Raw genomic sequence first — 24783 nt, forward strand, 5'->3', positions numbered from 1 at the left:
CGCGGGTAACGGTTTCAGTCACGGTCGCTGGGCGCCGCTCCCGTTAATATGGAGGTCAGACAGTCACTCCACAGCGGGAAGATAACAATGAAACATGGATGGACACGCCGTGGCGCGCTCGGCGCCTTCACTCTGCTGCTGACGGCTTGCGGCGGCGGTGGCGGCGGTAGTAGCAGCAGTACCCCCACCACGCCGACCAACCCCCAACCGCCGGTTCAGCAGGCGACCCGGGCCTGCTATGGCGAGAACCAGGCCGCCTGTAACCTGCGGATGTACCAGGTGATGGTCGAGTCATTCGTCGACGGCGATGCCAGCCGTGGCTACGGGGTCGGCTATGGCCCCTCCCAGCACCAAGGGGATCTGGCCGGTATCCGCCAGAGTCTGGATCACATCGCCTCGCTCGGGGTCAACGCCCTGTGGCTGACTCCGGTGTTTGACTCCTGCGCCGGCCAGAGCGGCGACGATCGCCTCGACGCCACCGGTTACTACGCCTGCAACTACTTCAAGGTTGACCCCAACTTCGGTACCAACGAAGAGCTCAAGGCGCTCATCGACGAGGCCCACGCCAAGGGGCTGTACGTCTTCCTCGACGGTGTCTTTGGTCACGTCAACAAGGTCGGGATCAGCGAACCCTCGCCCGAGGGGCGCCTGCCGGCTCTCAAGAGCGACAGCCCTGGCCAGCTGGTGGACTACAGCAAGCCGCAGAGCCTGGCCTACTTCCAGGAGGTAGCCCGCTACTGGATCGAGCAGTACGGCATCGACGGCTGGCGTCTCGATCAGGCCTATCAGGTCGATCTGGCCAGCTGGCGCGCCATCCGCAAGACGGTGGAAGAGACCAGTGCCGCCCGCAAGGCCAAGGGAGAGCAGTGGGGCACCCTGGGCTACATGGTGGGTGAGGTGTGGAATGACGCCAACACCATCTCCCAGACCACCTACGGCCCGGCCAGCGCCCCGGCGCTCGCCTCGGCCTTCGACTTCCCGCTGCGCTATGGCCTGGTGCAGGCGCTGGCGGTCGAGGAGTCGGGCAAGGGAGGCCAGGGGGCAGCCGTGCTCGACGCCGCTTGGAACAAGGTCGAGAACTATCCGGCCCACGCCATGCCCAACCTGATGCTGGGTAACCACGATCTGGTGCGCTTCGGCGACCTGCTCGAGCGCGGCAACTTCGACCCTGCCGGCTACTGGCTGCGCCACAAGGCCGCCTTTAGCTTCCTGGCTGCCCGCTCCGGCCCCATCACCTTCTATTACGGTGAGGAGTGGGGTGACGAGGTGCCCGGTTTTGCCGCCAAGGTGACCAGTGACTGCGCCGCCAAGGGGTTGTGTGATGACCATGTGTCGCGCAGCGATGGCAAGGTGCCGGCCAACTTCACCCCGAGCGCCGAGCAGAGCGATCTCAAGGCCTACCTGGCTCAATTGATGCAACTGCGCGCCGCTCATCCGGCCCTCTATCGGGGTGAGCGCAGCAAGCTGGTGGCCGAGGGGAGCCTCTATGGCGACATCAAGTCGGCCGGTGGCGAGCAGATCGTCTACCTGCTCAACGTCTCCAGCGCTCCGCTGAGCTACACCCTGCCGGCTGGCAAGCTGGGCAGTGCGGCGTCACTGGTCGACATGCTGACCGGTGAGAAGATCCTGCTTGGCGGTGGTAGCCAGGCTATCGATGTGCCGGCGTTAACCGGGCGCTTCCTGCTGGCCCAGTAAGACGCGCACGTAGCAAAGAGGCCCTGCGGGGCCTCTTTTTTTTGTCTTGTTTCAGGCCCTGGCCGGCCGCAGGCGGCGCCCGGCCAGCCACAGGGCATCGAGCCCCCAGACGAGCAGCAAGGAAGCGCCCAGCAGGGGGAAGGCCAGCCCCAGCCCAATCAGCAACAGGGCTGCGCCGCGCCAGCTCGGCAGGACGGCGGGCAGGGAAGGGAGACCGAGACGGCCGGCCGGACGGCGGCGCCACCAGATCCACAACCCCGACAGGCAGGAGCCGATCACCATGAGGCACAGGGCCAGCATCAGCAACTGATGGGGGAGGCCATACATGCGTCCCATGTGCAGCATCACCGAGGTCTCGACCGTCTTGGCCACCGCGCCATAGTCCTGCCAGCGCACATCGGTCAGCACCTGGCCGCTGTACTGATCGAGGTGCAAGGTGGCGTCGTTGCGCGGATCGTCGGCGAACAGGGCGATGGTGAAGACCCCGCTCTCCCCCTTGGGCAGGCTGATGCTGTAACCCGGCGCCACGCCGCGATCGCGGGCGATGTCGACCACCTTTTGCAGCGGGATGCGCCCCGCCACCGTGCCGTGCTCGGCCATGGCGTCACCGTGATGGGCGGCGTGGGAGCGCGGCAGCGGCAGGGTCTCGGCGCCCCAGGCGACGGTCTGCTGGTGCGGCTGGTTCAGGCTGCGACTGAGGGTCGAGCTGGGCACCTCGTTCCACATGGCCGCCGGGAAGCGGTTCCACAAATCGGCGAAGCGCTGGCCCCAGATGCCGGTCCAGGTCATGCCGCTCAAGGCAAAGAAGAGCAGGCCGGCCGCTCCCCAGAGGCCGAGCACCGCATGCAGATCGCGCCACCACAGGCGGCCGCGGCGATCCGGGCGCGGCAGCAGGATCCCCTGCATGCCCCCCTTCTGTCGTGGCCACCACAGGTAGAGGCCCGAGCAGAGCAGCAGCAGGGTCCAGCCGGCGGCCAGTTCAATGACGGCGTCGCCGGTTTTGCCCAGCATCAGCTCGGCGTGCAGGGCGCGGGCGATGGCTTGCAGGTTGTCATGGGCATCCAGAGCGCCGAGCAGGGCGCCATCGGCCGGATTGATGAAGAGGTTCAGCTCGCGCTCCCCACTGCGCAGCACAAACTGGGCGCTGCGATCTGCCGCGCTGGGGGGCAGGTACTGGGTCAGGACGGCATCCGGATAGGCCGCCTGTACCACGGCGGCGAGCCGATCGGCAGAGAGGGGGTGTGTGATGGGGGTGACCTGGAGCAGGTGCGGGTACATCAGCTCGTCGAGCTGGGGCTTGAACAGGTAGATGATCCCGGTCACCGAGAGCAGGATCAGCAGGGGAGCGAGGAAGAGGCCGGCCAGAAAGTGCCAGCGCCAGGCGCGTTGATAGAAGGCGGTATCTGAGGTGGCCACTGGGTGTCCTTAGCAAAGGTTATGGTTGGTGGAAGGTTTGTGCCGCGCATCCTACAGGCAACGTTTTGTTAACGCCAGCGTTGCATGAGGGAGGGAAAAGCCTTTCCAACCGGCCATCCGCCATGTATTAACTGCATGGATGTGTTGATGAAATGTTGGATGTAAAGGAAGTAGGGTGATGCAGCCGCACGGCGATTTTCAGGTGCAAAGGCAGGGAGCCATGGTGATTTGCCGCCCGAGCGGCCCGTTCAACCTCGATGGAGCCAGGGCCTATGAAGCGCAATTTCTGGATGTGGTAGCGCCGCTGCTCGGGCAGCGCTGGGGGATTGTCGAGATCGCCAGTCAGTTCGAGGCGGCAGGGCCTGAGGTCATGGCGCATTTTCGCAGGCAGTTTGACTGGTGCCAGCGCCACGGCTGCCGCTTTCTGGCGCTGGTGTGCGAGGGGGCCTTCAAGCGCTACATGGCCGAGCGCATCTTTGCCGACATTCCCTTCGAAGCGATGGCTCACTTCGGTGACGAGGGGAGGGCGAGGCAGTGGCTGGCCCATCGACTGAGCGGGCCGTGGCCCGCCGCAGGGGAGTGATCGCCCACATCCGTGTGCGCCATGCGTCGCCCGCTAGAGGGGCAGCGTGACCCGCGCCTCCAGCCCGCCGGCGGGGCGGTTGTGCAGGGTCAGCTCGCCACCATGCTGGTGGATCAGGGTGCGGGCGATGGCCAGCCCCAGCCCCACGCTGCCACTTTCGGTGTTGCGGGCCTCGTCGAGCCGTACAAACGGCTTGAATACCTCTTCGATCTGCTGCTCGTCGATACCGGGCCCCTCATCGCTGACGCAGATCACCAGCTGCCCCTTTTGCCGCTCCAGGCTCACGTCGGCGCTACCGGCGTACTTGATGGCGTTGCCGATCAGGTTTTGCAGCACCCGGCGCATGGCGTTCGGCCGGCAGGCGTAGACCTGCTTGCCCTCGGCCAGGCTGGTCACCTGCTCGCCCATGTCGCTGTAGTCGTCGCAGATGCTCTCGATGAGGCTCACCAGATCCAGCTCGCGGGTCGGCTCCTGCTGCCCCTCTTCCCGGGCAAAGCTCAGGGTGGCCGCGAGCATCTGCTCCATCTGTTGCAGGGTCTGCTGGATGCGCTCTTTATCCTCCCCTTCGGCCAGGAATTCGCTGCGCAATCTCAGGCTGGTGATGGGGGTGCGCAGGTCATGGGAGATGGCTGCCAGCATGCGGGTGCGATCCTGCACGAAGCGGTTGAGCCGGGTCTGCATCCGGTTGAAGGCGATGATGCTGCCGCGCACCTCGGCCGGGCCGTTCTCGGCCAGCGGCTCGATATCCTCGCCACGGCCGAGCCGCTCGGCATTGGCCGCCAGCTGCTTGAGTGGGCGGGTGGCGCGGCGCAGCAGCCACACCATGATCCCGATCACCAGGGTGGCGACCAGCAGCAGGTTGAGGGTGGTGCGCAGTGACCAGCCGGCCCCTTCGCTGTCGACCAGCGAGCTGAAGTTGAGCCAGCGACCGTGACCGAGTTCGATGGAGCCGTACAGGCGCATGTCTTGCTGCGGTGGGCGCATCCGTTCACCCATCATGCGGGCATGGTGACGCCATGCCTTGCTGCGTTGGGCAGCCTCCTTGAGCTCGGCGCTGATCTCGATGCGCAACTGCTGCGGGTGGTTGAGGCGGGCGCGCAGCAGTTGCTCGAACTGGGGGCTGCGGGTCTCCGGTTGCAGCGGCTCCTCCGCCAGGCGCAGCAGCAGGGTTTCGCTGCGGCTCGCCTTGAGGATCTCGTCATAAAGGTAGGGGGGCGACTGGGTCAGCAGACTCACCACGGAAGAGAGGCGCTGCATAGCGTTGCGACTGCTGACAAAGCCGAGCGCCTCCTCCCGGTCGGAGCGGTAGATTTGCAGCGAGAGCAGCTGGATCAGCAGCAGACCGGTGAGGGTCACCAGGATGATCTGGCCGGCCAGACTACCGGGCCACAGGCGCTTAGGCATCCTGCACCTCGGCGGCAAACAGGTAGCCGCCACCCCAGATGGTCTTGATCAGCTCCGGGTTCTTGGGATCGCGCTCAAGCTTGCGGCGCAGGCGGCTGACCAGGGTATCGATGGCGCGATCGAAGGCCTGGGCCTCGCGGCCGCGCGCCAGATCGAGCAGCTGATCCCGGCTCAGCACCCGCTGTGGCCGCTCGATGAAGACCTTGAGCAGATCGAATTCGGCGGTGGAGAGGCTGTGGGCCACCCCCGCTTCGTCGACCAGTTCACGGCGGTTGAGATCGAGTCGCCAGCGGTCGAAGCGCAGCTCGGTCGGCAGATCGGTGGGACGCTCGGGCTCGGCATGGGTGCGACGCATCACCGCCTTGATGCGGGCCAGCAGCTCGCGCGGGTTGAACGGCTTGGCCAGGTAGTCGTCGGCCCCCATCTCGAGGCCGATGATGCGGTCGGTCTCCTCGCCCATGGCGGTGAGCATGATGACCGGAATGCTGGATTTGACCCGCAGTTCGCGGCACAGGGTGAGGCCATCCTCGCCCGGCATCATCAGATCGAGCACGATCAAATCCATCTCCCGCTCTTCCAGCAGGCGTTTCATCTCGCGCCCGTCGCGGGCTACGCTGACGCGAAAACCGTGCTGCTCGAGAAAGCGCTTGAGCAGATCGCGGATCTCGCCGTGGTCGTCGACCACCAGGATATGGGGGGACTCCTGCTTCATGACTACCTCATGTGGTTCATCTGGTTGCGAGTATACGGAAAAGAGGCGCGCGGTTTGTGGCAAAGTGTGGCAAACCCGCGCTCCGACATACTCTGCTACAAAAAAGGCCCCAACTGGCATAATTGAGACAAGAGAAAGGGCTGTAATGACCTCAAGCAAGGCGAATGGCCGCCTTGAACCACTGAATCACGAAGAGGAGTTGCACCATGAAAAAGCTGACCAAGACCCTGCTGGCGACCACCCTGATCCTCGGCCTGCCGCTCGGTGCCTACGCGGCCAGTGAAGCTGCCGCGACTGCGCCGGCGACCGCTCAATCCGCTGCCGCCCCCTGCCCTATGGGTGGCCCCATGATGGATGGCAAGGGCCCGCATCACGGCAAGCGCCACGACCGCATGATGCGGATGCAGAACATGACCCCCGAGCAGATGAAGGCCAACCTGCAGCAGCGTTACGACAAGATTGAAGATCCGGCCAAGAAGGCTGAGTTCATCAAGAATCTGGACGTGCGTTCTGACACCATGACCAAGCACGCCGAGGTGATGAAAGAGTTCGCTGACGCCAACAAGTAATCCCGTTCTCATGTCAAAAGGGAGGTCGTATGACCTCCCTTTTTTTGTGTCTGCGTTCACGTATTCCGACAAAACGAGCCAAACAGGCTCATTTTATGAGCGAATGCGCTCATCATGTGCCTGTTCGTGCCGATAGGGTCAAGGTTGATAATGCGACTAGACCCGACGGTACAGGGAGGCAAGATGAGTGTATTGACTGCCACGATTCGTGGCCGCTACACGGCGGTATTTGTTCTTTTTATGGTGCTGGTGACGGGGCTGACCGTGCTCGGCATCCAGCTGTGGGTCAAGCCGCGTCTGCAACAGGCGGCCGAGCAGAATCTGACCTTGCTGGTCAGCGAGATTGCCACCGACATCACCCGCGAACTGGATGCGGTGCAGAGTCAGGCGCGGGCGATCACCCAGTTGGTGCCTGAGCTTGGCAGCGAGCAGATCGATACCCTGCTGCCCAGCCTCATCGATCAATACGGCAATGCCATGGTGTTCGGCGGCGGCATCTGGCCGCTGCCCAATCAGCGCGCCGAAGGGCGCGACAAGTTCAGCACCTTCTATCACCGTGACGCCGGCAACCAGCTCATCGTCAACACCTACTGGAACTCGGCCGAGGCCCCCAACTACTACGAGCAGCCCTGGCACAGGGCCGGGCAGCAGGCGCCGCGTGGCCAGTGCGTCTGGGCGGCGGCCTATAAGGATGGTGCCAGCGCCCAGCCGCGCACCAACTGCGCCATGGGGATCTATCGGGGGGGCGCTCTTTATGGGGTGTCGACCATCGACGTGACCCTGGGTTTTTTCAACGATCTGGTGGCCAAGAAGGAGCGCGAGATCGGTGGTCAGGTGCTGATCGTGGAAGGCGATGGCAAGATCCTGAGCCGCAACGGTGCGCTGCAAGGGGATGTGGTGCTGAGCAACCTCTCCGAGCACGGTAAAGACCCCTTTGCCAGCGCCCTGCGCCCGCTGCTCTCCCAGGTGCAAGGGGATGTGGTGCGCGGCACCTTCAGCGCTCAGGGTGAGGAGCAGACCCTGCTGCTACAGGCGGTGCCGGGTACCCCATGGCTGCTGGCGACCGCGCTGCCGACCCGGGTATTGACCCAGAGCAGCAGTGAGGTGCTGACGCTGCTCGCCTCGATCCAGCTGCCGCTGGTGGGGCTCTTGTTCCTGCTGATGTTGTGGGCCATTCGCCAGCTTGGCCAGCGCTTGGCGGAACTCAAGCGCAACATCGAGGCGCTGTCGGCCGGTGATGCCGATCTGACCGCCCGGATCCGGGTCAGCGGCGCCGATGAAATCGATCAGATAGCCAGCTCTATCAACCACTTCATCGCCTATCTGCAACAGCTGATGCGTGAGGTCACCGACTCCAGCGCTCTGTTTGTGCGTGAGCTGGAACGCCTTGGAGGGCAGACCTGCGACTCCCACGCCACGCTGGCGCGCCATGCGGCGGAGACCGAGCAGGTGGTGACGGCGGTCAACGAACTGAGCTCCACCGCCGACAGTGTGGCGGGTCATGCTACCGAGACTGCGGACTTCACCCGCCAGGCCAGCAGCCAGGCAGAGCACTCGCGCGCTGTGGTGGCCAGTGCCTCGGCCAGCGTCATGGCGCTGATCGACGAGGTGGATGCGGCCGCCGCCAAGGTGCAGACCATGCAAGAGGAGGCCAACCACATCAGCAGCGTGCTCGGGGTGATCGGCGGTATCGCCGAACAGACCAACTTGCTGGCGCTTAATGCGGCCATTGAGGCGGCGCGGGCCGGTGAGCAGGGGCGGGGATTTGCCGTGGTGGCCGACGAGGTACGGGCCTTGGCGGCACGCACCCAGAACAGCACGGCCGAAGTGGGGGGCATGTTGAGCCGACTGACCCAGGGGGTGGCCCAGGTGGTCGTCGCCATGGAGCAGACCAAGCGGCGCTGCCAGGAGGCCGCCAGCACTACGGGTGAGGTGAACGAAGGGCTCGACAGCATGGCCGACTCTGTGGTGCGCATCAACGACCTCAGCAGCCAGATTGCCACGGCGGCGGAGGAGCAGAGTCGGGTCACCGAGGAGATCAACCGCAACATGGTGGCGATCCGCGACATGTTGAGCCATCTGGCGGACAGCGTCGAGTCGACCCGGGAGAGCACGACGACCCTGACCGGCGCCAACCAGCAATTGCAACAGATGGTTCACCGTTTCAGGGTGTGACCCCTCCAAGAGGGAGGGGCGGTCAGCTCCTCCCTAAACCACGTCTGGCGCGGGATTGAGCCCTTCTCTCATCGCTCTTCCTATCGCTTCCTGTTGCTGTTAAAAATGTAAATAAACCACCCCGCCATCGGGGTGGTTAGAATTGTATTCGGCAACATATTGTGTCTTGGCGGCAATCCAATATGATGTCGGTCGCCACATGGGTGGCGCTATTCAGAATGAGAGTGAGCAAGAGCCCACAGAGGCTGCCGAGGGATGGAATGAAAGCCGTATTGATGTGTCTGCTGGCGTTGTGGCCAGCATTGAGTTTTGCCTCGCTTTCTGCGGATATGGTGGTGGTGCATAAGTCGCGCTACAGCCTGACTCTGATGAAGGATGGCAAGGAAGTGAAGCGTTACTGGATCGCTCTCGGGCCGGCCCCCAAGGGGCACAAGGAGCGTGAAGGAGATCAGCGGACGCCGGAAGGCCGCTACCTGCTGGATTACAAGAAGACCAACTCCGGTTATCACAAAGCCATCCACATCAGCTATCCGGGGCTGGCCGATCTGGCCAGTGCCAAGGCCAAGGGGGTCAACCCAGGCGGCATGATCATGATCCATGGTCAGCGCAACAGCTGGGGCAGCCCGGCGGTGCAGCGCTCAAACTGGACCAATGGTTGTATCGCCATGCTCAATCACGACATGGATGAGGTGTGGGAGGCGGTCCAGCCAGGAACCCCCATCGTCATTTACCCCTGATTTCAGGCTCTTCACTCGCCGCCGATCCGAGACTCGGATTGGCGGTGGTCTCTTCGGATAACGGCGGCGCGATGTCGCCAGCGCTCACTTCACCCGAACCCCCGCTATCGGCATGCCCTGCTTTACTGCCACCGGGTGGGGATCTGTTGCCGCAATCCGGCCGGCGTGGTGTGAGCGGTCGCTCTAACGCTGGGTACTTGTTCCTAAGAGCGAGTCTGTGCTTGGCAATCAAAAGAGAGCCCCGTCATGCGGGGCTCGCTGTTATCAGGATGCCAGCACGGCGGCGATGGCGTCGGCCACATATTCTACGTTGCGGCTATTGAGGCCAGCCACGCACATGCGACCGGAGCGCACCAGATAGACGGCATGCTCCTCGCGCAGGCGATCCACTTGTTCCGGGGTGAGGCCGGTGTAGCTGAACATGCCACGCTGCTGGATGAAGTAGCTGAAATCACGGCCAGGCACCTTGGCGCTCAGCACGCTGTAGAGTTTCTCGCGCATCGCCTTGATGCGGGTGCGCATCTCGGTCACTTCATTGACCCACATGGCATGCAGTTCGGGCTGGGTCATGACGGCGGCGGTGATTTGGCCGCCGTGGGTGGGGGGGCTGGAGTAGTTGCGGCGCACGGTCGCCTTCAGCTGGCCCAATACCCGGTCAGCTTCGTCGCTGGTTTGGCAGACCACGGAGAGACCACCACAGCGTTCACCGTAAAAAGAGAGATTCTTGGAGAAGGAGTTACTCACGAAGAAGCTGACTCCGGCATCGGTCATGGCTCGGATGGCATAGGCATCGTCATCCAGGCCGTCGCCAAACCCCTGATAGGCAATGTCCATGAAGGGGATGAGACCCTGCTCGACCACCACTGCAATCACCCGATCCCATTGTTCACGCGAGAGATCCACCCCGGTTGGGTTGTGGCAGCAGGGGTGCAGCAGCACTATGCTGCGAGCCGGCATGTTTTGCAGGCAGGCGAGCATGTCGGCAAAGCGCACTCCGCCCGTGACCGCATCGTAATAGGGATAGTCGTGCACCTTGATGCCGGCCCCCTCGAACATGGCCTTGTGGTTATCCCAGGTGGGATCGCTCACCCATACCTCGGAGCCGGGGAAGTAACGTTTGAGAAAATCGGCCCCGATCTTCAGGGCGCCAGAGCCGCCTATGGTCTGGATGGTGGCGATGCGGCCGGCATTGACGGCCTCATGACGGGCGCCAAACAGCAGGTGCTGCACGGCGGTGCGGTAGTTGGCTGCGCCTTCCATCGGCAGATAAGGGCGCGGAGTGAGAGTGGTGGCTCGTTGGGTTTCGGCTTGTTGTACCGAAGGCAGCAGCGGAATGCGGCCCTGTTCATCGTAGTAGAGGCCGATCCCGAGATTCACCTTCTGTTCACGTAAATCTTTGTGGAAGGTTTCAACGAGGGTCAGGATGGGATCGCCGGGATAGGCGTCAACGTGTTCAAACATGGGGGGTCCTTGAAGTCTTGTTTCCAGTGCCTTGGCGGGCATCCCATGATGTCTGAATCCATGACCCTGCTCAAGTGAGATGAAATTCGGTCTCTCGTGGCGCTTGACGACATTTTCTGTCAGATGATGAATAAGCAATGACAATCTTTGCCGGATGGGGTCATATGAGCATTGTTGGAAAATATATACGTGTCGACGGTAGGATAAACGGGGCTCATTGGACTATATGCTGTTGGAGCGTTAAATGGGTGTATGCTCTATGTCGTTCAGGATGAGGGTGGTAGGGAACGAGTCTCGATTAACCACGACCGCATTCAGTTGCATAATGAAACTATAATTAGATTCCTCGACAATCAGCAGTGTGTCCGGACGCGTCTTGCTATCCGGCAATAATAAGGTGAGCCAGTCGCCAATGATTCGAACGTCTTCTCTTTCTCCTTGGCAGGAGTGGTATGGCCTGGGGGGGGGGAATCTCTACTTTCTCTTCAAACTGGCCTTACTCTGGGCCGGGTATCTTAACTTTCATCCACTACCCAACCTAGTGTTTGCTTGCATCCTGCTGTTGCCATTGCGCTGGCCTGGATTGCGCAAGGTTCGCCATTGGCTGGCCCTGCCCGCAGGGTTAGTGCTGCTTTATCACGACACCTGGTTGCCGGGTATCGACAGCATCATGAGCCAAGGCAGTCAGGTGTTCTCCTTTACGCTCGATTACTGGCTCGACCTGCTGTCTCGCTTCATCAACTGGGAGATGCTGGGGGCCGCCTTCGTGATGGCCTGCCTCTACCTTTTCCTGGCTCAGTGGCTCCGTTTCACGCCTTGGATCGTGCTATCCCTGCTCTGGCTGTGGTTGGTGCCCATCATGGGTAATCCGTTCCAAGGGCTGTTTGCCGCGGTGACGGCGCCCTCTTCGAGTGCGCAGGCGCCGCGCCAGGAACCCGCCGCTGCCGAGGAAGATCTTGCGTTGCAGCTGGATCAGAGTGCCCCGCCCACCAACGAGAATCTGACCGCCTACCTCAACGATTTCTACAACGAGGAGATGGGGCGCAGGGTCACATTCCCCACCGAGCTGCCAGCGCAGGCCACACCTTTTGATGTGCTCATCATCAATATCTGCTCACTGGCCTGGAGCGATGTGGAGGCGAGTGGATTGACCGAGCATCCGGTGTGGCGGCATTTCGACCTGCGTTTCACCCACTTTAACTCGGCAACCTCATACAGCGGCCCTGCCTCCATTCGTTTGCTGCGTGCCAGCTGCGGTCAGCCCAGCCATGAAGGGCTCTATACGGCGGCGGCCCGTCAATGCCTGCTGATGGAAAACCTAGCTTCGCTGGGGTTCGAGAAGCAGGTCGCCATGGATCACTCGGGAACGTTTGGCAACTACCTCAAAGATCTGAACGAGTACGCCGGATTGGATGTATCCCCCATGGATCGGCAAGGGTTGCCCCATGATATTGCCTCATTCGACGGTGAGCCCATCTTCCGCGGTGACGCGGTGTTTGCGCGCTGGGCCAAGTTACGGGAGCAAAGTGAGGCGGCCCGCAATGTCACTTTCTTCAACCTGATCGCCCTGCATGACGGTAATCGCTTTGTCGCCAATAAGCAGATTGCTCCCTTCAAGCCACGTCTGAAGACCTTGCTCGATCAACTGGATCACTTCATGACGGAGCTGGAGTCTTCGGGCAGGAAGGTGGCGGTGATCGTGGTGCCTGAGCACGGTGCGGCGCTGTCTGGCGATCGGATGCAGATGTCGGGGCTGCGTGATATTCCCAGCCCGACTATCACTCAGGTCCCGGTAGGGGTGGCATTGCTGGGCACCAAGGCTAAACATGAGCAGACCCGGGTCATCGAGGCGCCGAGCAGCTATCTGGCCATCTCCGAGCTGGTCTCCAGACTGGTGAAGGGCGATCTGTTTGGCAGCGACACCATCGACTGGGGCCAGCTGTTGCAAGGGTTGCCGCAGACGCCGGTGGTCTCTGAAAACAGCGGCGCCGTCGTGATCGAATACCAGGACAAGTATCACATTCGGTTGGGCAAGGGGGACTGGGTTCCCTATCCCCAGTAATTGCGAGGCCATGAGCGTGAAACAACAACCGGAAACCACCGATCTCCCCTTTGGGGTCACGGTCGAAGACTTCGCGGCAACCGATATCGACATGCTGCAAAGAACCTTTGGGGTGGCACTGCCCTACCATGACATCGCCCGTCAGGAGCACCTGGTTGCTCTGTGCCAGCACTTCCCGCTGCTGGCCGAGTTACCGGTCAAGGTGGTGAGATCATGATGAGAGTTGGCTTGCAAGGGTTGCGCGGTGGTGTGGGCACCACCTCTATTGTCGCGGGCTTGGCCTATGCCGCATGGCAGCAAGGGGCGCGGGTGCTGGTGGTAGAGCTCAACCGGGAGGGGCAGCTCGGGCTGCACTTCGGCCTCCCTTACGACACGCCCGGCGGTTGGAGCGTGTTACGGCATCCGGAGCAGGAGTGGCGTCAGGCTTTACATCACTGCCAGGATGGCCTGGATCTGCTGCTGCACGGCGGAGAGGAAGGGGCATACCCGTGGCTGGAGCAGCTGGATGGTTATGATTTGCTGCTGCTGGATCTCCCCCGCTCCCAGCGGATCCCCCACCTCGATCGCTACTTAACCGTGGTCAACGCCGATGCCAACTGCCACGTGCGTCTCTATCAACATGAGTTTGTGCCAAATGAGCAGGTGCTGGTGACCCAGTTCACCAGTCGCCGCGCCCTGCAACAGGATCTGCTCGAGCTGTGGTTGGACGGTGGCGTGCCCTTGCTCAGTATCCGCCTGCATCGGGATGAGGCCATGGCTGAGTCCCTGGCTGCCAAGCAGCCGGTGGGTCAATACCAGCCCGAGAGCCTGATCGCCAGTGAGCTGGTTGCCTTGGCTCACTGGTGCCTGGAGTCGATATGATGGCGCCTCGTTGGTTGACGCCTCACGCCGGACACTGGTTGCGGCTGCGCTATCGCTGGCTGCGCTGGCGAGGGGCGTCCCGCCTGGGGGCCATGGGGCTGAGCATGGGCTGGTTGCTGGCTTGGGCTCTGCTGCCGCTGGAGCGCTCCAACTGGCAACTGATCATGGCTCATGGCCGCGATCTCTTTCCCCACCTGGATCGCCCCCGTTTCGGTGATCCACTCCGGGTGGTGCTTCAGGTCATCTGGCTGCTGATCTGCCGCCCCGAGCCGCGTCCTTTCCAGTGGCCCGCCTCCTGGCGCCGCCTCTGGTTGCGCGCAACCACCGCTCTTTCCGAGCTATTGCGAAAACCCGAAGTGGTGGGGATCCGTACCGAACGCGAGGCGCCTCGCGCCGCTCGCTGGCAGAGCGTGGCGCTTTGTGTGGCGGCGGGCTTGCTCTCTCTGCTTTGCATCACCCAGCCCTTCGATCTCGAATCCCAGTTGATCTTTGTGCTGCTGTTGGCCGCCATGGCCTGGGTGCTGCGTGCGGTACCAGGTCGTTATCCCATGCTGATGATGATGGTGCTCTCGCTCACCGTCTCCTGCCGTTATATCTGGTGGCGCTACACCGCCACCCTGGACTGGCTCGATCCCATGAGCCTGTTTTGTGGCATGTTGTTGCTGTTTGCCGAGACCTATGCCTGGGTGGTGTTGGTGCTCGGCTATTGGCAGACCGCGTGGCCATTGCACCGCCCTCCTGCCCGGCTGCCGGATGATCCTTCGACCTGGCCGTGTGTGGATCTCATGATCCCCACCTACAACGAGGATCTCTCCATCGTGAAAGGCACCGTCTATGCGGCGCTGGCGCTGGACTGGCCCAAGGAGAAGCTCTCTATCTGGCTGCTCGACGACGGGGGGCGCGAGGAGTTTCGTCAGTTTGCCGAGGATGCGGGGATCCGTTATGTCGCCCGCACCACCCACGAGCATGCCAAGGCGGGCAACATTAATAACGCCTTGCGTCAGGCCACCGGCGATCTGGTGGCCATCTTCGACTGTGACCACTTGCCAACCCGCTCCTTCCTGCAGATGACGGTCGGCTGGTTCTACAAGGATCCGAAGCTCGGGGTGGTTCAGACGCCGCACCACTTCTTCTCCGCCGACCCGTTTGAGCGCAACTTGCAGCGTTTTCGCAAGATGCCCAACGAAGGGGCCCTCTTCTATGGTCTGGTGCAAGATGGCAACGATATGTGGGATGCCACCTTCTTCTGTGGCTCTTGCGCCGTCATCAAGCGGTCGGCCCTCAACCAGATTGGCGGTATCGCCGTTGAGACGGTGACCGAAGATGCCCATACCTCGCTACGGCTGCACCGGCTCGGCTATACCTCGGCTTACATTCGTATTCCCCAGGCGGCCGGGCTGGCAACCGAGAGCCTCTCTGCCCACATTGGCCAGCGCATTCGCTGGGCGCGCGGCATGGTGCAGATCCTGCGCCTCGACAATCCGCTGTTTGGCAAGGGCATGAGCCTGGGCCAGCGTCTGTGCTACTTCAATGCCATGCTGCACTTCCTGTCGGGGATCCCGCGTCTCATCTTCCTGACGGCGCCGCTCGCCTTCCTGATCCTGCATGCCTACATCATCTATGCCCCTGCGGTGCTCATCGCGCTCTACATGTTGCCGCATATCTTCCACAGCTCTATCACCAACTCCAGAATCCAGGGGAAGGTGCGCCACTCCTTCTGGGGCGAGGTCTATGAGACGGTGCTGGCCTGGTACATAGCCCGGCCGACCACGGTGGCCCTGTTTGCTCCCCACAAGGGGACGTTTAACGTGACGGCCAAGGGGGGGCTGACTGAGGAGGTCTATCTGGATCTCGGCGTCTCTCGCCCCTATCTGGTGCTGGTGTTGCTCAATGTGGCCGGCCTGGGATTTGGGATCTGGCGCATCTTCTACGGTCTGGCTGACGAGGTGCCGACCGTGCTGCTCAGTATGCTGTGGACCCTCTACAACCTGACCATACTGGGCGGGGCACTGGCGGTGGCGTTTGAGTCACGCCAGGTGCGCACCAACCCCCGCGTCGAGATGACGATGCCGGCGGCTATCAAGCTCGCCAGCGGGCATATCTATCCCTGCACCCTGAAGGACTACTCCAACGGCGGGGTCGGTGTCGAGCTGGCGGCCAAGCTGCCGTTGCAGGGCAAGGAGCGGGTCTGGCTGCTGCTGCGCCATGGTCAGCGCGAGGCCGCCTTCCCCGCCAAGGTGCAGCGCGCCTTTGATTGCAAGCTGGGGCTGGAACTTGACCCCATGGACAAGGATCAGCACATCGCCTTCATTCAGTGCACCTTTGCCCGGGCCGATACCTGGTCACTGTGGCAGAAACGTCTGAGCAAGGATCGCCCGCTGCACAGTCTTGTCGACATCACCTTGCTGGGGTGGAGCGCCTACTGGCGCCTGCTCAGAGCCTCCCCGGTAGGGCGTATCTGTATTGTTTTTGAGAAGCTGGGTCGCTGGCTGCTCTCGTTTGTTCCACGTCGCGTCTCACCGGATTTCCGGTATCAGGCTCCGACCTCACAGATAGTGAAAGGATGATGAAACTACAACGCTATCTAATCCCTAGCCTGCTGATGACACAGTGTGCGGTGGCGGCAGAGTCGCAACCGACTGTCTCGGAGACAGGGCCACTGCCCCCGTTTCCTGCACCGATCCGCACTCAAACGCTGACTCTGGAACAGCTGGCAGCCGCACCGGGCACCCTCTCATTGCGAGGGATGTCCCCGGAAGGTCTGGCTGATTTCACCGTTCGTCGTGACGAAGTGGTGACGAACGCCGCTCTGGCGGTGGACTACACCCCGTCCCCCTCGCTGCAACCGCTCATCTCCCAGCTTAAGGTCTATTTCAATGACGAGCTGATGGGGGTCACTGCCTTCCGGCAAGAGCAGATGGGGCAGCGCAGTCATGCCGACTTCGAGCTGGACCCGCGTTACGCCAAGGATTTCAACCGTCTCAGATTCAACTTCATCGGCCACTACCCGGCGGCGTGTGAAAACCCAGCCAGTGAGACCCTGTGGCTCAACGTGAATCGTGACACCAAGCTGACGTTGCAACTACAGACGCTACCGGTGCGCAACGAGCTCTCGTTCTTCCCCATGCCGTTCCTCGATACCCAGGATCACGGCAAGCTGGAGCTGCCCATGGTGTTTGCCGGTCAGCCCTCCTTGACCGAACAAAAGGCCGCGGCGGTGTTGGCCTCCTGGTTCGGGGTACAGGCCCAATGGCGTGGGCAGCACTTCCCGGTGGCCTTCAACCAGGTGCCCGAGCGCAACAGCGTGGTCTTCGCCACCAATGAGTCGCGTCCTGCCTTCCTGGGGGACTACCCCAAGGTGAAGGGGCCGACCATCGACATGATCAGTACCCCCGACAACCCTTACGTCAAGTTGCTGCTGGTGCTGGGGCGTGATGACGAAGATCTGCTGACGGCGACCCGCGCCCTGGCCCAAGGCAATGTGCTGCTGCGTGGCCAGAGTGTCTTGGTCGAAGAGTTCAAGCCGCTGGCGCCGCGCCAGCCCTATGACGCGCCAAACTGGGTGCGCCTCGACCGGCCGGTACGCTTCGGCGAACTGATTGACTACCCGAACCAGCTGCAAGCGGCGGGCCGTAACCTGTGGCCGCTCAGCCTGACCCTGCGTCTGCCGCCGGATCTCTACATCATCGGCTCCCAGGGGCTGCGGCTGGATCTGAAGTATCACTACACCTCACCGACGACCCGCGATGGCTCGCGACTGGACGTCTCCATCAACGATCAGTTCATGAAGTCCTACTCGTTGCCGCCCGATGACATTCAGGGCGAGCAGCTGATCAGCCTGCCGCTGTGGCTGTTTGGGGATGGTGATGAGCGGGTGCTGCGCATGCCGGGCCTCAAGACGGGGCAACCCAACCGCCTTGGTTTTTCGTTTGCATATGCCCAGCAGTTTTTGGGGGGAAGTTCCGGTGGGAGTTGCAGCATGACCATGCCCACTGGTCAGCAGGTGCGCATCGATGACAACTCGACCATCGATGTCACCGGTTATCGCCACTTCCTCGAGATGCCGAATCTGCGCGCCTTTGCCGGTGCCGGTTTCCCGTTCAGCCGACTGGCCGATCTCTCTGAAACCCAGGTCGTCATGCCTGCCAAGCCGCTGCCAGCGCAGATTACCACCCTGCTCGATACGGTCGGAGCCATCGGTGCCGAGACCGGTTATCCGACACTGGCGCTGCAACTGGCCGATGATTGGGCCAAGGTACGCGATGCGGATCTCGACACCTTGCTGATCGGTACGCTGCCCACCGAATTTCGTGGTGATGCCGAGCCCGATGCCCTGCTCGAGCTGACCCGCAGCTGGGTCAATCAGCCCATGCAGCCGCTTGGCAATGAGTTCCAGCGCTCCTTGGGCGATCGCAAAGCCGAGGCCCGGGTGGGGATGCGCGGCAATACCGCCATCGCCGCCATTTTGGGGGTGCAGTCGCCAAGCCACGAGCAGCGTAGCGTCGTCGCCCTGCTCGCCGACAGCGACAGCGGCGTCAAGCTGCTCAACGACGCGATGCAGACCCCGACCCTGCGCGATCAGGTGGCGGGCTCGGTCGCGATCGTCCGCGAAGCAGGCGTGACCAGCCTGGATGTGGGCAAGCGCTATGAGGTCGGTAACCTGCCTTGGTGGGAGAAGCTGTGGCACCGCTTTGCCAATCACCCCGTCTATCTGGCCATGGTGGCCCTGATCAGCATGTTGTTGCTGGGGTGGGGTCTGCGGGTTCTGCTGGCGGGCATCAGTCGCCGTCGCCTGAAGGAAGAGTAAGAATGAACATGATGAAAACCCTCTGTGGTGGCCTGCTGTTGTGGGCCCTCTCCATGCTGCCGGCCATGGCGGATTGCGACTGGCCCGAGTGGCAGCGTTTCAAGCAGGACTACATCAGCGAGGATGGCCGGGTCATTGACCCGGCGGGTGGCAAGCGCATCACCACCTCGGAGGGGCAGAGTTACGGCCTCTTCTTTGCCTTGGTCAATAACGACAAGGAGACCTTCGAGCGCCTGTTGCAGTGGACTGAACTGCAGCTCTCGCGCGGCGATCTGACCGGTTTTCTGCCGGCCTGGCTGTGGGGAGAGCACCCGGATGGCAGTTGGGGCGTGCTCGATGAGAACAGTGCCTCCGATTCTGACTTGTGGATCGCCTACACCCTGCTTGAGGCTGGCCGCCTGTGGGACAACCACAGTTATGAAGCGGTCGGCACCATGCTGCTGCGCCGGGTCGCCCGTGAAGAGGTGGCCAGATTGCCTGGTCTCGGCCCCATCGCCTTGCCGGGGGCCCACGGTTTTGCAGGAGAGGGGCGCTGGACGCTGAATCCCAGCTATCTGCCGCCTCAGTTGCTGGCCCGTTTCGAGCCGATGCTCGGCCCCTGGAAGGAGATGCGGGCTCTGCTGCCGCGTTTCCTCGGCGAGAGCGCGCCCAAGGGATTTGCCCCCGACTGGATCGACTGGAGTGGCACTGCCGGCTGGCAGGTGAGCGAAGGCAAGGGGCCGCTCGGCGGCTATGACGCCATCCGGGTTTATCTGTGGATCGGCATGCTGAGCGATGAGGACCCGGCCAAGGAGGCCCTGCTGCAACACTACGCGCCCATGCGCACCCTGCTGGCAGAGGGCAAGGTGCCCGAGAAGGTCGACGCCCAGACGGGCCAGGTCAGCAGCTGGGGTGGCCATGGTTTTGCCGCGGCGCTGCTCCCCTTGATGCAGGGACAACCTGGGCTGGAGACGCTGCGTGAGCAGGTGCGCCAGCAAGGCATGGATGCCGATGCCTACTTTGGCAGTGTGCTGACGCTGTTCGGGTCTGGCTGGGATCAAGGACGCTATCGTTTCGCCGCCGACGGTACCCTGGTGCCGAACTGGAGCGCAACATGCCAAGACGTACACTGACCGCCAGCTTACTGCTGGGGGTGTTGCTGACCGGTCTTCCCGCTCATGGCGCGGTGGAGCCGGTCAGCTGGCTGCTGGAGCAGATCCGCATTGGCGAGGCGACCGGTCGCGAAGATCTGGTCAGCAACTCGCTCTACTCTCTCTCCCTCATCGATGAGGCCCATCCCGAGCTGCTGGCCGCTCAGGCCAGACAGGCGCTGCGCCAGGGCAAGGTGGAGGAGGCCAAGCGGCTGTTGGCACAGCTCGGTCAAGTCGCACCCGACTCGCCACTGTACCGGCAGGGCATGGCCAACCTCGCCTTAAGTGAACCCGCCAAGCGGCAGCAATTGCAGCAGGCGCGCCTGTTGGCCAATGCGGGCCGGCTGGAAGAGGCGCAGGCGCTCTATCAGTCACTGCTGGTCGATGGCTTGGCGCCGAACCTGGAGGTGGCCGTTGAGTATGCCCTGCTGCAAGCCAGGATCCCCGCCCAGCATGCCAAAGGGGTGGCGGCATTGCAGGCGCTGGAGCAGCAGTACCCCGGTCAATCCGGCGTCCGTGCCGGCCTGGCTCGCCAGCTGTTGAACGATGGCCGCAACCAGGAGGCGTTTGCCATTCTGGGCAAGATGGCGCAGAGCCCGAGCAGCCGGGGAGAGGCCGCAGACATCTGGCTGGCGGCCATCAAGGAGATGCCGGTCGGAGCGCAGAGCATTAAGGCGCTCGAGCAGTACATAGTGACCTTTGGCAGCGGTGACAATGTGAGCGAGGCGCAGACCTTGCTGGCCGATTATGAGAGCAAGTGGGCATCTCCGGCCTTTCGCTCACGCCAGCAGGCGCTGGAGCGACGCGAGAGCGGGACGGCCTCGGTGGCCGAGCTGCAACGAGCCCTGGCCCAGAATCCGAGCGATACCGAGTTGATGGGCGTCCTGGGGGAGGCCTATTCCCGCAACAACCAGCGGGCACTGGCGATCGCCCAGTTCGAGAAGGTGCTGCGTCAGAGTGACGTGAAAGACCCGGGCAAGTGGCAGGGGTTGCTCGATACCAACCGTTATTGGCTGCTGCTCGAGCAGGCGGACAAGGCCCAAGAGAAGGGGGATCTTGACCGTGCACAGAGCCTGTATCAGCAGGCACTGCGCCTCGATGGGCGCGAGCCGGAGGGGTGGCTCGGGCTGGGCGATCTCCAGCTCGCCCGTGGCAACAAGGCGGAGGCTGAACGCACCTATCGCAAGGTGCTCTCTCTTGAGCCCGGTAACGAGCGCGCCTTGCGCCGACTGTTTGATCTCTACCGGGAAGAGGACCCGGCCAAGGCGCTGGCCTTCATCGAGCAGACCCGTAGTCGCAACCTGGCTTCACTCGGTCACGACTTGAAGGCCGAACTGCTGCAACAGGAGGCCGACCTGCTGGAGCAGCAGGGGAATTTGGACGCCGCCCTGGCCAAGCGCCGGCAGGCGCTGGCCATGCAGCCGCAGGATGTCTGGCTGGCCTATCGCACCGCCAATCTGCTGGCGGCGACCGGCCATCCCGAGCAGGGTGAAAAACTACTGCGCGATCGCCTCGCCGCCACTCCACGCGACACCACACTGCGTTACGCCACCGCGCTCTATCTGTCCGGGCAGGACAAGGACAGCGAGGCTCGTACTCTGCTGGCCGCTGAGCCGGCCAGCGGCTGGAGCGAGAAGATGCATGAACTCGACGCCAGGCTGGCCCGTGGCGCCAGGTTCGATGAGGCGCGCCGCCTGCGTGCGGCCGGTGACGAGGCGGCGGCCGAGCAGTTGCTGGCCGAGCTGCTGCCTGATGAGCGGGCGCTGCGGATGCTGGCGGAGTGGGCCCAGGAGCGGGGTGAATGGCAAGTGGCCGAGCAGCATTACCGCACCCTGCTGGAGAAGGATCCGGATGATCCGCAAACCCGCCTCAGCATGGCCAGGCTACTGCTGGCCAAGGGCGATCGTGCTGGCGCCCGCAGCTATCTGCCGGCTTGGCCGGTCTCGTCGCTGCCGGGTGGTCAGGCCAACTTCTATCGGCAGGTTGCCAATCTCTACCATGAGCTGGGGGATGAGCAGACGGCGAACGCCATCTTTGATGCCCTCTCGACCGAGGTGGCGCGCCAACCGGCCTCCGAGGCGTCGGCCCTGTTCTGGCGCGATGCGGCTCGTCAGCGTTTCGCGCAAGGGGACAACGAGGGGGCGCTGGCCTTCGATCGCAAGGCGCTGACCGCCGCAGGGCTGGCGCCGCGCGAGGATATCGACGATGCCTCACTGACCCGGATTGGCCGTGCCAGAGAAGGGGAGGGGTGGCTCGCCGCCGGGCTGCGCAGCGATCTCGACAAGCACTATCGCCAGAGTCAGACCACGGTGTCGCTCGACAGCGATTATTGGGGCGACAAGGGCACGGGCGGGATCTCGGATCTGCGCGCCCTGACCCAGATGTTGCAACTCGATACGCCGCTGGCGGCGGGGCGGGCCTTCGGCCGTCTGGAGTGGGTGCACCTGGATGCCGGCTCGTTTGCGGACTCCCCTTATCGCGAGAAGTTCGGCACCTGCTATCAGCGCGATTGTTACGGCGATGAGCAACAAAAGAGCGACGGGGTCACGCTGGCGGCGGGTTGGGCCAACGAACGCGTCGCCTTCGATCTCGGTACCACTCCGCTTGGCTTCGAGGTGGTGGACTGGGTCGGTGGTGCCAGCGTCAAGAGCGACTGGCACGATTTTGGTTTTACCTTTACGGCCTCGCGCCGGCCGATCAGCAGCTCGCTGCTCTCCTATGCCGGCACCGTCGATCCCGGTACCGGCATCCGTTGGGGCGGGGTCAGGGCCAACGGCGTGCGCGTCGATGTCAGCCACGATCTGGGCGGCGCGGTCGGTTACTGGGGCAGCCTGCAACAGCATCTGCTGACCGGTGAGAATGTGGAGGATAACTGGCGTACCCGCCTGATGGGGGGCACCTACTACAAGGTGGTCAACGAGGAGCATCGCCGGGTCAGCGTCGGTCTGAGCAGCATGCTGTGGCGTTTCCAGCACGACCTGAGTGCCTACACCCTAGGGCAGGGGGGCTACTACAGCCCGCAGCGTTACTTCTCGCTGGCGGTGCCGGTCAACTACCGGCAGCGAACCCCGGACTGGTCGTGGGAGCTGGGGGGCTCGGTCTCCTGGTCGGCTTCCAAGACCGATGACGAGCGGCGTTATCCGCTGCAAGGGCTGATCCCGACGTCACTGCCGGATCGGGATGCGCTGGAGGAGGGGAGCAGCAGTACCGGCTTTGGTTATACCCTCAACGCCCTGGTGGAGCATCGGTTGACCGACCACTGGCGAGTCGGCGGGCGGGTCGACATCCAGCAGGCGGATGACTATGCGCCGAGCCACTTCCTGCTCTACCTGCGCTACACCTTCAAGCCGTGGCAGGGCGATCTCGACATGCCGCCACAGCCGCTGACCCCTTACGCAGACTTCGATTGACCCAACGCCCGGCAATGCCGGGCGTTTTTTTTGCCCCTTATTTTAAGTAAGAGCGCAGCACCCGGCTGAGCTGCTCGAGATCCTGCTGGCGTTGCTCCTGGCTGGCCGCTTCATCCATCAGGTGCTCGCGCATGTGCCCTTCCAGCACCTCCATCATCAGACCGTTGACGGCGCCGCGGATGGCTGCGATCTGTTGCAAGATGGCGCCGCACTCCCCCCCTTGCTCGAGGGCCTGCTCGAGGGCGCCGGCCTGACCACGGATCCGGCGTACCCGGGCCAGCAGCTTCTTCTTGTCGTGGATGGTGTGGGACATCTAGGCGCTCCAGTGGCGTGAGAGTATACTGGGGGGGAGTATATTTCATGAGACTGGAGTCGCCAACATGCATGCCCACCCCTTCCCTTGTTATGCCCCCTTGGTCAATGAGGGGAACCCCCTGGCCGAGCGTAAGACCCGCTGGGCCGTGTTGCTCACCCTGGTCATGATGGTGGCCGAGATCGGTGGTGGTTGGTGGTTTAACTCGATGGCGCTGCTGGCCGACGGCTGGCACATGAGCTCCCATGCTCTGGCGCTCGGGTTGGCGATCCTCGCCTATCGGGCGGCTCGTCACTTCGCCCGTGACCACAGGTTCAGCTTCGGAACTTGGAAGATCGAGGTGTTAGGCGGTTTTACCAGTGCACTGATGCTGGTGGGGGTGGCGCTGCTGATGCTGGTGGAGTCCACCGAGCGGCTGCTCAATCCGAGTGCGATCCAGTACCAGCAGGCGATCGCGGTGGCGCTGCTCGGCTTGCTCGTCAATCTGGCCTGCGCCTGGCTGCTCAAGGATGATCATCACCACGGCCACGATCATTCGCACAGTCATGATCATCACCATGAGCATGAGCATGAGGATCTGAACCTCAGGGCTGCCTACATCCATGTGCTGGCCGATGCCGCCACCTCAGTGCTGGCGATCATCGCCCTGTGTGGCGGCCTGTGGTGGGGCGCCAGCTGGCTCGATCCTGTGATGGGGCTCGTCGGTGCGGCCCTGGTCGGGATCTGGGCGGTGGGGCTGCTGCGCCAGACCGGGCGGGTACTGCTCGATGCCGAGATGGATGCGCCTGTCGTGGAGGAGATCCGTGAGATCGTGGCCGCGGCGCCAGAAGGGGCCACCCTGCGCGATCTGCATGTCTGGCGGGTCGGACAGGCCCGTTATGTCTGCATGCTTTCGCTGCGTACCGAGCAGCCGCTGAGCGCCGACGAGATGCGGCGGCGGCTCTCGATACATGAGGAGCTGGCGCACATCACGGTCGAGATCAGCCCGCAGGGGGAAGATGGTGCAGTGCTGCCAGCAACAGCCTGAGCAGCAGCGCTGGCGGGTCGTCGAGCAGATGGCCCGCCTCCAGTTGCAACCGCCCGTCCGCATGCAGGGTGAGCGCGGCCAGCACCTGGCTGCGCTCATCGCGGATCTGCAGGTGCCCGAGCAGCTCGCCGCTGGTACTGGGGCGGCATTGCAGCACCAGCCAGCGTGACTCGCCGAGCAGGCTGAATTGCCGCGACTGGGAGGGCTCGTCCTCGTAGTCGGGCCAGCTCAGCCAGCCGTATTGCCCGCAGAGGCTGCCCGCCTCAATGCAGAAATGGCTAAACAGGCGCTGTAGCGCCGCATACTCCTGGTCCAGGCGCTCGGCCTGCTCCTGATATTTGTTCATCGCCCCTCCTACTGCTTTCATGCAGCATCCCTCTTCCCTGCAGCAAGTCTGTGACCTGACTCGAGTTTTTATTAC

Annotated in this window: 19 protein-coding genes; 13 read left to right on the forward strand and 6 right to left on the reverse strand. The window is 63.0% G+C overall.

The window, feature by feature from the left end; translation table 11 throughout:
* The first annotated feature begins 87 nt into the window (after nt 1-87).
* Nucleotides 88-1695: an alpha-amylase family glycosyl hydrolase gene (locus BN1134_RS06145; RefSeq protein WP_042045960.1), complete on the forward strand. Its 1608-nt coding sequence runs from the start codon at nt 88-90 to the stop codon at nt 1693-1695.
* Nucleotides 1696-1746: 51 nt separating this feature from the next.
* Here the strand turns inward: BN1134_RS06145 and BN1134_RS06150 are convergent, their stop codons facing one another.
* The gene (locus tag BN1134_RS06150) at nt 1747-3111 is read right to left on the reverse strand and encodes a PepSY-associated TM helix domain-containing protein (RefSeq protein WP_042045962.1); all 1365 of its coding nucleotides are present in this window, start codon (nt 3109-3111) and stop codon (nt 1747-1749) included.
* Nucleotides 3112-3289: 178 nt separating this feature from the next.
* Between BN1134_RS06150 and BN1134_RS06155 the strand changes: the two genes are divergently transcribed.
* Nucleotides 3290-3694 carry a hypothetical protein gene (locus BN1134_RS06155; protein WP_042045963.1) on the forward strand — a complete coding sequence of 135 codons (405 nt, stop codon included), beginning with the start codon at nt 3290-3292 and terminating at the stop codon, nt 3692-3694.
* 33 nt (nt 3695-3727) lie between these two features.
* Here BN1134_RS06155 and BN1134_RS06160 read toward each other — a convergent pair whose 3' ends face one another.
* Both BN1134_RS06160 and BN1134_RS06165 read right to left on the reverse strand, forming a co-directional pair.
* The gene (locus BN1134_RS06160) at nt 3728-5098 is read right to left on the reverse strand and encodes an ATP-binding protein (protein ID WP_042045964.1); all 1371 of its coding nucleotides are present in this window, start codon (nt 5096-5098) and stop codon (nt 3728-3730) included.
* Nucleotides 5091-5810: a response regulator gene (locus BN1134_RS06165; protein WP_042045966.1), complete on the reverse strand. Its 720-nt coding sequence runs from the start codon at nt 5808-5810 to the stop codon at nt 5091-5093. Before BN1134_RS06165 ends, BN1134_RS06160 begins: the two co-directional genes overlap by 8 nt.
* A 206-nt stretch (nt 5811-6016) precedes the next feature.
* On the opposite strand from BN1134_RS06165, the gene BN1134_RS06170 reads away from it, so the two are divergent.
* The 3 genes from BN1134_RS06170 (at nt 6017) to BN1134_RS06180 (ending at nt 9291) form a co-directional block, all read left to right on the forward strand.
* Nucleotides 6017-6379, forward strand: coding sequence for a hypothetical protein (locus BN1134_RS06170; RefSeq protein WP_042045967.1), 363 nt, complete (start codon nt 6017-6019; stop codon nt 6377-6379).
* 183 nt (nt 6380-6562) lie between these two features.
* The gene (locus BN1134_RS06175; RefSeq protein WP_042045969.1) at nt 6563-8554 is read left to right on the forward strand and encodes a methyl-accepting chemotaxis protein; all 1992 of its coding nucleotides are present in this window, start codon (nt 6563-6565) and stop codon (nt 8552-8554) included.
* 260 nt (nt 8555-8814) lie between these two features.
* A complete protein-coding gene (locus BN1134_RS06180; RefSeq protein ID WP_042045971.1) occupies nt 8815-9291 on the forward strand; it encodes a L,D-transpeptidase family protein in 477 nt (158 codons plus the stop codon).
* Between the two features lie 264 nt (nt 9292-9555).
* Here the strand turns inward: BN1134_RS06180 and BN1134_RS06185 are convergent, their stop codons facing one another.
* Nucleotides 9556-10752, reverse strand: a complete 1197-nt coding sequence (locus tag BN1134_RS06185) for an amino acid aminotransferase (protein ID WP_042045973.1) — start codon at nt 10750-10752, stop codon at nt 9556-9558.
* Between the two features lie 412 nt (nt 10753-11164).
* On the opposite strand from BN1134_RS06185, the gene bcsG reads away from it, so the two are divergent.
* Genes bcsG through bcsC form a run of 7 tightly spaced genes read left to right on the forward strand, consistent with a single transcriptional unit; the run spans nt 11165 to nt 23022 of the window.
* A complete protein-coding gene (bcsG, locus tag BN1134_RS06190; protein WP_042045974.1) occupies nt 11165-12814 on the forward strand; it encodes a cellulose biosynthesis protein BcsG in 1650 nt (549 codons plus the stop codon).
* Between the two features lie 10 nt (nt 12815-12824).
* The gene (bcsR, locus tag BN1134_RS06195) at nt 12825-13031 is read left to right on the forward strand and encodes a cellulose biosynthesis protein BcsR (protein WP_042045976.1); all 207 of its coding nucleotides are present in this window, start codon (nt 12825-12827) and stop codon (nt 13029-13031) included.
* Complete coding sequence (locus tag BN1134_RS06200; RefSeq protein ID WP_042045978.1) at nt 13028-13675, forward strand: cellulose synthase operon protein YhjQ/BcsQ; 648 nt, start codon at nt 13028-13030, stop codon at nt 13673-13675. Before bcsR ends, BN1134_RS06200 begins: the two co-directional genes overlap by 4 nt.
* Entirely contained in the window at nt 13672-16242 is a 2571-nt protein-coding gene (gene bcsA, locus BN1134_RS06205) for a UDP-forming cellulose synthase catalytic subunit (RefSeq protein ID WP_042045980.1), read from the forward strand. Before BN1134_RS06200 ends, bcsA begins: the two co-directional genes overlap by 4 nt.
* A gap of 35 nt (nt 16243-16277) precedes the next feature.
* Nucleotides 16278-18482 carry a cellulose biosynthesis cyclic di-GMP-binding regulatory protein BcsB gene (bcsB, locus tag BN1134_RS06210; RefSeq protein ID WP_232300604.1) on the forward strand — a complete coding sequence of 735 codons (2205 nt, stop codon included), beginning with the start codon at nt 16278-16280 and terminating at the stop codon, nt 18480-18482.
* A gap of 2 nt (nt 18483-18484) precedes the next feature.
* On the forward strand, nt 18485-19594 hold the full coding sequence (bcsZ, locus tag BN1134_RS06215) for a cellulose synthase complex periplasmic endoglucanase BcsZ (RefSeq protein ID WP_042045982.1): 1110 nt from the start codon (nt 18485-18487) through the stop codon (nt 19592-19594).
* Nucleotides 19576-23022: a cellulose synthase complex outer membrane protein BcsC gene (gene bcsC, locus BN1134_RS06220; protein WP_052449433.1), complete on the forward strand. Its 3447-nt coding sequence runs from the start codon at nt 19576-19578 to the stop codon at nt 23020-23022. Before bcsZ ends, bcsC begins: the two co-directional genes overlap by 19 nt.
* Before the next feature lie 37 nt (nt 23023-23059).
* On the opposite strand, the gene BN1134_RS06225 is transcribed toward bcsC, so the two are convergent.
* A complete protein-coding gene (locus BN1134_RS06225; RefSeq protein ID WP_042045984.1) occupies nt 23060-23335 on the reverse strand; it encodes a metal/formaldehyde-sensitive transcriptional repressor in 276 nt (91 codons plus the stop codon).
* Between the two features lie 67 nt (nt 23336-23402).
* On the opposite strand from BN1134_RS06225, the gene dmeF reads away from it, so the two are divergent.
* Entirely contained in the window at nt 23403-24362 is a 960-nt protein-coding gene (gene dmeF / locus BN1134_RS06230) for a CDF family Co(II)/Ni(II) efflux transporter DmeF (protein WP_042045985.1), read from the forward strand.
* On the opposite strand, the gene BN1134_RS06235 is transcribed toward dmeF, so the two are convergent.
* Nucleotides 24316-24708 (reverse strand): hypothetical protein, encoded by a 393-nt coding sequence (locus BN1134_RS06235; RefSeq protein ID WP_042045987.1) that lies wholly within the window; start codon nt 24706-24708, stop codon nt 24316-24318. The two genes, dmeF and BN1134_RS06235, sit on opposite strands and share 47 nt — an antisense overlap.
* Nucleotides 24709-24783 lie beyond the last annotated feature (75 nt).

The sequence above is a fragment of the Aeromonas simiae genome (assembly GCF_000820125.1).
In the GTDB taxonomy this organism is placed as follows: Bacteria; Pseudomonadota; Gammaproteobacteria; order Enterobacterales; family Aeromonadaceae; genus Aeromonas; species Aeromonas simiae.

Coding starts and splice junctions, on each gene's coding strand:
- BN1134_RS06145 (WP_042045960.1), top strand. CDS start 88: ATGAAACATGGATGGACACGCCGTGGCGCGCTCGGCGCCTTCACTCTG.
- BN1134_RS06155 (WP_042045963.1), top strand. CDS start 3,290: ATGCAGCCGCACGGCGATTTTCAGGTGCAAAGGCAGGGAGCCATGGTG.
- BN1134_RS06160 (WP_042045964.1), bottom strand. CDS start 5,098: ATGCCTAAGCGCCTGTGGCCCGGTAGTCTGGCCGGCCAGATCATCCTG.
- BN1134_RS06165 (WP_042045966.1), bottom strand. CDS start 5,810: ATGAAGCAGGAGTCCCCCCATATCCTGGTGGTCGACGACCACGGCGAG.
- BN1134_RS06170 (WP_042045967.1), top strand. CDS start 6,017: ATGAAAAAGCTGACCAAGACCCTGCTGGCGACCACCCTGATCCTCGGC.
- BN1134_RS06175 (WP_042045969.1), top strand. CDS start 6,563: ATGAGTGTATTGACTGCCACGATTCGTGGCCGCTACACGGCGGTATTT.
- BN1134_RS06180 (WP_042045971.1), top strand. CDS start 8,815: ATGAAAGCCGTATTGATGTGTCTGCTGGCGTTGTGGCCAGCATTGAGT.
- BN1134_RS06185 (WP_042045973.1), bottom strand. CDS start 10,752: ATGTTTGAACACGTTGACGCCTATCCCGGCGATCCCATCCTGACCCTC.
- bcsG (WP_042045974.1), top strand. CDS start 11,165: ATGATTCGAACGTCTTCTCTTTCTCCTTGGCAGGAGTGGTATGGCCTG.
- bcsR (WP_042045976.1), top strand. CDS start 12,825: ATGAGCGTGAAACAACAACCGGAAACCACCGATCTCCCCTTTGGGGTC.
- BN1134_RS06200 (WP_042045978.1), top strand. CDS start 13,028: ATGATGAGAGTTGGCTTGCAAGGGTTGCGCGGTGGTGTGGGCACCACC.
- bcsA (WP_042045980.1), top strand. CDS start 13,672: ATGATGGCGCCTCGTTGGTTGACGCCTCACGCCGGACACTGGTTGCGG.
- bcsB (WP_232300604.1), top strand. CDS start 16,278: ATGACACAGTGTGCGGTGGCGGCAGAGTCGCAACCGACTGTCTCGGAG.
- bcsZ (WP_042045982.1), top strand. CDS start 18,485: ATGAACATGATGAAAACCCTCTGTGGTGGCCTGCTGTTGTGGGCCCTC.
- bcsC (WP_052449433.1), top strand. CDS start 19,576: ATGCCAAGACGTACACTGACCGCCAGCTTACTGCTGGGGGTGTTGCTG.
- BN1134_RS06225 (WP_042045984.1), bottom strand. CDS start 23,335: ATGTCCCACACCATCCACGACAAGAAGAAGCTGCTGGCCCGGGTACGC.
- dmeF (WP_042045985.1), top strand. CDS start 23,403: ATGCATGCCCACCCCTTCCCTTGTTATGCCCCCTTGGTCAATGAGGGG.
- BN1134_RS06235 (WP_042045987.1), bottom strand. CDS start 24,708: ATGAACAAATATCAGGAGCAGGCCGAGCGCCTGGACCAGGAGTATGCG.